This is a genomic window from Mesorhizobium sp. WSM4833, from assembly GCF_055811095.1.
This window is the reverse complement of record NZ_JBVVQG010000014.1, coordinates 52107-61163: the sequence shown is the minus strand read 5'-3', so window position 1 is coordinate 61163 and position 9057 is coordinate 52107. Positions and strand designations below refer to the sequence as shown.

The 9057-nt window shown below is 63.3% G+C and carries 8 protein-coding genes; 6 read left to right on the top strand and 2 right to left on the bottom strand.

The genetic code is table 11. The features are described from left to right. From AC0L2D_RS24895 to AC0L2D_RS24870, 6 genes are all read left to right on the top strand, one after another. Positions 1-2545: Ig-like domain-containing protein (locus AC0L2D_RS24895; RefSeq protein ID WP_473542843.1), on the top strand; the 2545-nt coding region annotated here is incomplete at its 5' end. Positions 2546-2605: 60 nt separating this feature from the next. Further along, a complete protein-coding gene (locus AC0L2D_RS24890) occupies positions 2606-2977 on the top strand; it encodes a hypothetical protein (protein WP_473542841.1) in 372 nt (123 codons plus the stop codon). A gap of 32 nt (positions 2978-3009) precedes the next feature. After that, positions 3010-3768 (top strand): lytic transglycosylase domain-containing protein, encoded by a 759-nt coding sequence (locus tag AC0L2D_RS24885; protein ID WP_473542910.1) that lies wholly within the window; start codon positions 3010-3012, stop codon positions 3766-3768. Positions 3769-3860: 92 nt separating this feature from the next. Next, complete coding sequence (locus tag AC0L2D_RS24880; RefSeq protein WP_473542839.1) at positions 3861-5057, top strand: ABC transporter substrate-binding protein; 1197 nt, start codon at positions 3861-3863, stop codon at positions 5055-5057. Between the two features lie 57 nt (positions 5058-5114). Further along, positions 5115-5795, top strand: coding sequence for a thermonuclease family protein (locus AC0L2D_RS24875; RefSeq protein WP_473542837.1), 681 nt, complete (start codon positions 5115-5117; stop codon positions 5793-5795). A 151-nt stretch (positions 5796-5946) separates the two neighbouring features. Then, positions 5947-6699 (top strand): GGDEF domain-containing protein, encoded by a 753-nt coding sequence (locus AC0L2D_RS24870; protein WP_082826542.1) that lies wholly within the window; start codon positions 5947-5949, stop codon positions 6697-6699. A gap of 47 nt (positions 6700-6746) precedes the next feature. Here AC0L2D_RS24870 and AC0L2D_RS24865 read toward each other — a convergent pair whose 3' ends face one another. Then, a complete protein-coding gene (locus AC0L2D_RS24865) occupies positions 6747-8294 on the bottom strand; it encodes a GMC family oxidoreductase (RefSeq protein ID WP_473542835.1) in 1548 nt (515 codons plus the stop codon). 42 nt (positions 8295-8336) lie between these two features. After that, positions 8337-9014, bottom strand: coding sequence for a FadR/GntR family transcriptional regulator (locus tag AC0L2D_RS24860; protein WP_013529856.1), 678 nt, complete (start codon positions 9012-9014; stop codon positions 8337-8339). Positions 9015-9057 lie beyond the last annotated feature (43 nt).

The following is a 9057-nucleotide window of genomic DNA, read 5'->3' as shown; positions in this document are numbered from 1 at the left end:
CGACGCCAACGGCAACACGATCACCAACACCATCACCATCGACGTCACCGACGACGTGCCGACGGCCCATGCCGACACCAACAGCGTTGTCGAGGGCGGGATCGTGCTCGGCAACGTGCTGAGCGACGGCACGGACGACGTGTTCGGCGCCGACGGTGCGGCGGCGGGCGGCGGCGTTGTCGGGGTCCGCGTTGCGGGCGGCGACACCACGACGGCGGTGACGACGGGCGTCAACACGGTGATCAACGGCAGCTTCGGCACGCTGACGCTGCAGGCCAATGGCAGCTACAGCTATGACGGCCTGCCCAACGTGGTTCCGCCGGCAGGCGCAACGGAGACCTTCGTCTACACCATCATGGACGGCGACGGCGACCTGTCGACGACGACCCTGACCATCAACCTGTCGGACAGCGGCCTTGCCGTCTCCAACGACGACCTGACGGTCAACGAGGCCGCGCTGCCGATCGGCAGCAACCCGTCGAGCACCGCCGAGACCATCGCCGGAACGGTCGTCGACAATGTATCGGGCGGCACCGGGCCCTACACCTACGCACTGGTGAGCAACGCCATCGGCGCGCACGGCACGCTGACCTTCAATGCCAATGGCACCTACAGCTACACGCTGACCTCGCCGGTCGACGGCGCCGACGCCAACAACGGCACCAACACCGTCAACAATGTCGAGACCTTCACCTACCAGGCCACCGACGCCAACGGCAACACGATCACCAACACCATCACCATCGACGTCACCGACGACGTGCCGACGGCCCATGCCGACAGCGGCAATGTCAATGAAGGCGCGCTGCTGACCGTGACTGCTGCGGCCGGCGTTCTGATCAACGACGTGGCCGGGGCAGATGGTGCCACGATCGACGGCGTCCGGGCTGCGGGCGGCAACACGACAACGGCGGTGACGACCGGTGTCAACACCGACATTGCCGGCCTGCACGGCACGCTGCATCTCAACGCCGACGGCTCCTACACCTACCAGTCGACGGCCCACAGCATCAACGCGAACACCACGGACGTGTTCGTCTACACCATCAAGGATGGTGACGGCGACCTGTCGACGACGACGCTGACCATCAACCTGTCGGACATCAATGACGCGCCCGTAGTCGCGAACACTCAGAACTGGATGTCCAGCGACCCGGCGCAGCAGACCTTGAGCACGCCCAGCTATCCGAATGGGTATCCGCTGCTGGTCTCCATTCCGACGGATGCGGACGGGGATAACCTCATCGTCACCGCTACGGGAACGATCCCCACCGGCACGTTCTATTTCAACGGCGTGACTTATATCGCCCTGACAGCCGGCACGGTGCTGTATAATCCGTCCGGCGGTATCAACCTGCTGGACGATCTGGTTTATCGGCCGACCGCATTGCAAACTGACACGGTCAACAACAACCTGTCGCTGGATGTCTATGACGGGCACACTCACGTTGCACAGACTGTTGGCATCCACGAAGTGCCGCCGACCAGCCTGCCCAGCGACACGTCGCAGATTGGCGATGGCAGCAGTCCGCTGACGTCGGGCAATGATCAGGTCACGACGCTTGCTCTGTCGCAAGCGACGGTAAACGCGATATTGGCGGATCCTCACAGCGCAACTGTCGTCGTCTATACCGATTTCCAAAAGACGCCGATTGATACGCCGATTGACCCTTCAGAGCGAAACCCAGGTGCGTTCGGAGATAGTAGCGCAGGGTCGCATCGTGAACAGGAGGTTCAGGTCGAGATCAGAATTGGCACCAATCACTTCGCCGTAGTAGAAGACGATTTGACCGCTGGGACCTTCGAGCAGACTTGGTTCTACGATCCGGCCACGGGTCAGATGAAGGCTACGGTCGACTACGATCACATCTTCCTTCTCGATGGCGCGGGCAATGCCACCGCTACGACGCTTGCCAGCTACTTGATCGCGCATCCGCCGGCAGCCGGAGACTCGTGGACCCTGTCCTACTTCGACAATGATGGCGGCAGTTGGCAGGCCCGCTCCGTCAATTTCTCCTTCTTCTCGCACAATCCTGGTGATCCCGGGATCACGGTGAACGGTGACCCAACGCTGGCCGACCAGATCTATGGAACGTCCGGTATCGACCAGCTCAGCGGTAATGGCGGCAATGACGTCATCGTCGGCCGGGGCGGCAATGACTTCCTCAGCGGCGGCGACGGCAACGACCTTCTCATAGGAGGTCTCGGCCAGGACACCCTGACCGGAGGAGCCGGCGCCGATACGTTCCGGCTTGAGAATATCGACATCAAGGACCTCATCACTGATTTCAGCGGCGTGGGAGGACATGGCGACAAGATTGACCTGACCGCCCTGTTTGACACGGCGCCTGGAGGAGCCAATATCGGTGACTTCGTGAACTACAATGCGGGGACGGGTACGCTCAGTGTCGATGCCAACGGCAGCACCGGCGGCGCCAACTTCGTCGACGTGGCAACGCTGACGAACCTGCCCGCTGCCAACACGATCACGCTGCTCTACGACGATGGCATAACCCAGCATCAGACAACCGCAAACCTGGTCTAACGGCATAGCGCACAACCATGCGATTATGTTATACGTCGCTAATATTTAGGGGAGCTCAACATGAAACGTTCTGCAAGACTGCTTGTTTCCGCTGCGACGCTGTTGCTGGCAGTCGGGTCGACGGGATATGCCGCCGACATCATCGAAGGCTCGACGGGCGATTATTGCCGGGTCGTCGGCACGTCCAATCTGGTCTTGAACGACAACATCGTCGATCTGAAGCAACAGGTGGTGAAGCTGATGGACGAGTCGGTCGCCGCCGCCAACAGCTCGGAGTGGATCAACTCGTCCCGGCCCGTCTTCGTCTGGGCATCGGAAGCCAAGGTCGCCTGCGGCATGGCTTACGGCTACCTGAAGACGAACTACAAGGACGAAGACACCCTCAACAAATGCGAGTGTTTTCACGATCGCATGGTCGAGTACATGCACTGACCGGATAGGCGAACCGACGCCTGTTGGCCATCATGACAGCCGACGGATCCTTCCTGAAAGCGGTCGCGGTCGCGATCGTGTTGCTTGGCTTTGTCCAAACGATCACGCCGGCCAGTGCCAACTGGCTGGAACGACCGTTCGTGAAACAACAGTTTTCGCCCGGCCTGAAGCAACCAGTGCGCTGTGATCCGACCACGGAGTGGACCCGGCAGGCTTTCAAGGCGTTTGCCAGTTGCCAGGCATCGATCTATGGCCTGGAGCCGCTGCTGGCGCATGCCGTGATGGAGATCGAAAGCGGCTTCGATCCCGGCGTGCAAGGCGCCGATGGCGAAGTCGGCCTGATGCAGGTGATGCCGGCGACCGCCAGGATGCTCGGCTTTCGAGGGTCCCTCGACGATCTCAGCGCGCCGGCGGCCAACATCGCGCTGGGGGTCAAATATCTTGCACAGGCCAACAGGCTCGCCGCGGGTGATCTCTGCACCACCGTCATGAAGTATCGCGCCGGGCACAATGAAAGCCGGTTCTCGGCACTTTCAGTCCGCTACTGCCAGCGTGCGCGGGCAATCCTGGCAAGGGAAGGGATCGAAGTGACCGGCCCCTTGCCGGTGGCGACATTCGGCTTTTCCGCGTTTTCGCCAGGCGAGGAGGGTGGAGCCCCTGCCCAGGGAAAGGGCGTTTGCGTGCGCCGCGTGTTCGTGCCCGGGCCGCGATACATGAAATGCGCCGACTATCGAAGTGCCGGGCAAGCAAGGCAGATCAGGGCGCTCAGAGGCAGGCTGTTCGGCGGCTAAAAGAACTACAGACGGCACTGCAAGTCCGCCGTAACATGCGTTGAAGACCAGACCGGGAACAATATCCGGCGGCACATAGGGGTGGAGCATTCATGGAAGCTGGCCGACAGGTCCACCGTCCGCGGACATGGGCAATCGCCTTGGCGCTCGCCGCGATCGTGTCGGGCTGCCAGTCGAAGGGCGGCGTGTCCGAAGTGCTCGATCCGGCGGCGGTTACCGCGCCTGCCGGGCAGAACGGCGCCGCCGGCGCCGGTCCCGTCCAGGCGACCCAGTCGCTGGGCACCGGGTCGACCAAAGTCACGATGCTGCTGCCGCTGTCCGCCCCTGGAACGGCCGGGGAAAACGGCAGGAAGATGCTCGATGCGACCAAGCTGGCGATGACGGATATCGGCAACGGATTGCTGGCGCTGACGGTAGAAGACACCAAAGGCGACAGCGCACTGGCCGGCAAACTGGCGGTTACGGCCATTACGACGGGGTCTAAAGTCGTCATCGGCCCGACCGAGCTGCCGGCGGCCCAGCATATTGCCACGCTGTCGGGGTCGAAGCGGCCACCGGTTCTGGCGCTCGCCGACAATTTCGCCGGCGGCCCCGGGGTCTATGCCGTGCTCCTTGGCGAAGCGGACAGCGCCGCCGCGGGCGCCGCGGGACTGGCCGCGAAAGGCAGCAAGAAGTTCGTACTGCTTGTCGCGGATGGCCCAAACGCCGGCGCCATGGAGAAGCGGGTCGCAAACAGCCTCAGCATCTACGGCGCGGCGCTCGCGGTCACTCTCCGATATTCTGCCGGCGACGGCGCGAAGACCGTCGACGAAATGGGCTCACTCGTGGACGCCCCCGACGCCGTCATCGTCGCCAGCGGCAATGGCAGTCCGTCGCCTGTCCTTGCCGCCCTCAAATCGAAGGGCATTCCGGGAAAGACGATCTCCGTCGTCGGGACGAACCGTTGGCTGGAGCACCCCATGGATCCGCTCTTCGAGGGGGCGTTTATCGCCACGCTCGATGCAAGTGAAACCGGGCCGATCGCCGACCGCTTCAGGACGACATACAACTATCCGGCTGACGTCAATGTGGCCTACGCCTATGATATGGTTGCGCTGACGGCAGGGATTGCCAGCGCGGTCGGGCCCGATGGTTTCAGCAAAAAGGTTCTTGAGAATCCAAACGGCTTTCGTGGCTCGACCGGCCTATTCCGGTTCCGGGCCGACGGATCCAGCCAACGCTCGATGCCGTTCTATCGGATTGAAAAAGGTGCGCTCAAGCTGGTTGCCAAATCGACGTCGGGTTTCTGACCGGCGTAAATCCCTGAGATCCTGTTCAAGCTGATGGCCAGGCCAGGCCGCAGCCGCTTGGCGATCGCACTTGGAAGCCTCCTGCTCCTGGCCGGGATACTGCTGATCATTCAGGGCGGGGCGTTGCTTTCGGTCGATCGGCCGGTCCGTGCCCCGTCGCGGGATGTTGACGATACGCAGCCTGTCCGGCCGGTTGCACCGGTTGCCGGCGCACAACGCCTGGAGCCGGCGCGCAAGGTTGCTCAAGACCTGATCGCTCCACCACGGCTTGATCCCGCTGAGATCGAACGGGCCGAGCCCCGTCCGCCGCTCAGCGAGCTCGGTCTCGCCGTGCCCCCGAAAACGCCGATGCCCAGGGATTGGCGGGAGGTCTCGCTCTACCGCCCGGTTGCCACATCATCGGCGATGTTCGAAGCCATGGGCCGCAAGGTGGTCATCAGCGGAGTGCGAGGCATCGATCTCGACAGCTCCTGCTCGTTTCATGACGTCACCTGGCCTTGCGGCGTGCGCGCCCGCGCCGTTTTCAATTCCTGGCTGAGGGGACGTGCGCTGCACTGTTTCGTACCGCCGGACGTCGAGCGTTTTGCCGTCGCCGCACCGTGCAGGCTGGGCAAGCAGGATGTTGGCGCCTGGCTTGTCTCCAACGGCTGGGCCACGGCGCTGCCGAGCGGCATCTACGGCAAGGCGGAGGCGACAGCCAGGGACGCGGAGATGGGCATGTTCGGCCCGGCACAATAGGCTGTCATTCAATCCCTGATGTTTTGTTTGTTAGCCGCCACGGGCGCAGCCTTGATGGGGTCATCGCGCAATCGATTAAATTGCAATGTTCCTTGAAACTGAAATTGCAACACACCGGCCTTATACAAGCCCATCCACAGGAGATCGGCCAGTGACAAAGACTATGGCGAGCACCACCGACCAGGCATGGAAAGGCGTCGCTTTGCTGACCTTTCTGGGAACCGCTGCAATCCTGGGCGTTTCCGTCGGTCTCAATTACCTGCTCCTGTTCTCCGAGGCGCTGACGCCATTTGGGCGCAGCATGGTCACGGCAATCCTGTTGCCCGTTGTCCTTGGCGTTCCGCTTTTTCTGTTCGTTGGATTGAAACAGATCGAGCTTCGTCGCTATCGCCGGGAACTCGACAAGTCGGCAACCTTCGACACCACGACCGGCTGCCTGAACGGAGCGGTCTTCACGTCGATGGTCGAAAAAAGAACCGCAAGGCCGTCGGTGCCGGGGCCGAAATCCGGCGCCTTCCTGGTCATCCATTCGGAGCATCTGCGGTCCATCAACCTGCGCTTTGGTCTTGAATGGGGCGATCAAGCCTTGCGGCTCATAGCCTCAACCATACAATCGTCAGTGCGCGCGGAGGATCTGGTTGGACGCATGGGGACGTCGATGTTCGGGGTCTTCCTCGCCGGCGCGACCGAAGCAGAAGCCAGGGAAATCGGCGAGCGTATCAGGGCGCGCATCGCACAAGTCTATTTCGCGCCAAAAGGCACCGAGGATGCCTTGACGGTCAAGGTCGGCGGCGTGGTGTTCGAGAACCAGGTGGAGTTCGCGGACATGTTCCGGTCCGCCGAGCAGCGCATGGCCGGCGTCCAGGACGGAGCCGCGTTTGAGCTGACGCATCTCCATAGCTGATAGTCGCCGGGAACCGGAGCCAGGGGAATTGTCGGACGCGGACGCCTTCACGCTGCCGGCGGGGTAACCCGTGAAGACGCCGCCCAGGTTTCGGCGATGGCGACGATCGCCGCGTTGATCGGTCCGCTCGGGATCGCCGGCATCACCGAGGCGTCGACGACAAAGGCATTGTCGAAGCCGTTCAGCCGCAAGTCGGGATCGACGACGGCCTCGGTGTCACGACCCATCCGGCAGGTGCCGGCCGGATGGTGATGGGTGGAAGCAGCCCTGGCGATGAAAGCATCGAGTTCGGCATCGGACCGAACCGGTGCGCCTGGCAGGATCTCCGTATCGCGCCATTCGTCCAGGGCCTCATGATGGCCGACCATGCGCGCCCGCTTCAACGCCATCCTGAATGTCGCGCGATCGTGTTCGGTTTCGAGATAATGCGGATCGATGACCGGCGCATCGTTGCGGCCCGGCCCGCTCGGTGTGATGCGCCCGCGGCTTGTCGGATGGGTGACGCCGCAAAGGATGGTAAAGGCCGAGCCATAAAGCGGGGCATTCAGGCCCTCGGCCGCCGACGGAGCGACGACGCAGGCGAGCACGATATCGGGACTTCCCATGGAGCGGGTCGGGTCGTCGCTGTGCAGATACATCAGCGATTCGGAGTGCTGCAGGCGGGAAGGCGGCACCGGCTTTTTGGTGCTGTAGACATTTCCAAGAGCCAGCAGATGATCCTGCAGGTTGCGGCCCACCTCGCTGCGATCGGCAAGGCAGCGTATGTCAGCCTGCTTCAGCGTATCCGGGCAGCCAATGCCCGACCGCATGAGGATGAGCGGCGTGGACACGGCGCCGGCGCAAAGGACAATCCGGTCGGCACAGAGCGTTCTGGTCTGGCCCTCGCAGACCACGCTCACGCCCGTGACCTTGTGGCCGTCCAGCACAAGATGCTCGACCTCGTGGCCGGCGAGCAAGGTCAGGTTCGGCCGCGCCATGACCCGCGGCGGCAGATAGGCGTCGGCGACGCTCAGGCGCTTGCCGTCGCGTATGTTGAGTGAATTGGGGCTGGTGCCGACCAGCTCGCCGCTGTTGTGGTCGCTCAGGGCGGGAGCCCCCATGGCCCGCCCGGCGGCGATGTAGGCACGCACGACCGGACTGACCTCGGCGTCCGGCAGATAGACGTCCAGCGGGCCGCTCCTGCCGCGTGTTGGCCCGTCGAAGGCGGTGAAGGCTTCGCTGCGGATGAAGCCCGGCGACAACCCCCGATAGGACCAGCGCTCGCCGCCGGCTTGCACCCAGGGTTCGAAATCATCGGGATGGCCGCGCACATAGGCCATTGCATGCAGGCAGCTCGAGCCGCCGACGATTTTGCCGCGCGGCCACTCATGGACGCGGTTGGCGGTGAAGGGTTGGGGCACGGTCCGGTAGCTCCAGTCGTAGGCGCGGCCCTGGAGCATCGTCCATTTCAGCGGGTCGGCGATGTCGGGATCGGCCGGCATCGTCCCGGCCTCGATGAGGCCGACCTGGCACGACCGGTCTTCACTGAGACGGCTGGCAACAACCGAGCCAGCGGATCCCGCGCCGATGACCAGCACGTCGAAATGACGTTTCAATTTGAAATTCCCCGCACAGGCTCGATGTCAGAGGTGATGCGATCACGCGGCAAAGGCGCCGGCATTCGACCGTTCCATGATCTGTCTCTGCACCGACAAAAGGTGCGCGCGCATTGCGGCCTCTGCCGCTTCGGGGTCGCGCTGCGAGATCGCTTCGGCGATCAGGCGATGCTCGCCGTCGCGGTGGGCGATCCGCTTGGGGCAGGTGGGTGCCGCGGTGCGCGCAACCTTCACTCGCGCATCGACACCGACCTGGCGCAGCATCTTGTAGAATTCCGCGGCGAGGTGGTTGCGGGCCGCGGCAACGATCGCGAGATGGAAAGCGAAATCGACCTCACCCGACGGGGCGTTCTCCGGCGTGGTTGCCGCGTCGAGGATCCGCGCCGTCTCGAAAGAGGAGGCGCGCAGCGACGCCAGTCGGGCAAGGCCCGGCTCCATGATCAGGCGCAATTCCAGGACCTCGATCGGATTGGTTACCCTGACCAGTTCCTCGCCATATCTCGGAAGGGCGGTCGGCGCCCGCCTGGCTCGCGCCGGTTTGAGGTCGCCCGAAAGGCGCAGCACTTCAAGCGCCTTGCGAAGCTGATGGCGCTTGACGCTCAGATGTTCCGCAAGATCGCGCTCGGACGGAAGCTTGCCGCCGCCCTGCTGCAACTGGCGGACCGCAGCGATGATGTCGTCGAGATCAGATGGTCCGACCTGCGGCTCGAATGCGCTCAAAACAAAATCTCCTGTCCGATCGGCAGACCGCCGACTCAACGTC

Excerpts from the sequence above, each read along its gene's own strand:
- AC0L2D_RS24880 (WP_473542839.1), top strand. The coding sequence starts at position 3,861 with ATGGAAGCTGGCCGACAGGTCCACCGTCCGCGGACATGGGCAATCGCC.
- AC0L2D_RS24885 (WP_473542910.1), top strand. The coding sequence starts at position 3,010 with ATGACAGCCGACGGATCCTTCCTGAAAGCGGTCGCGGTCGCGATCGTG.
- AC0L2D_RS24890 (WP_473542841.1), top strand. The coding sequence starts at position 2,606 with ATGAAACGTTCTGCAAGACTGCTTGTTTCCGCTGCGACGCTGTTGCTG.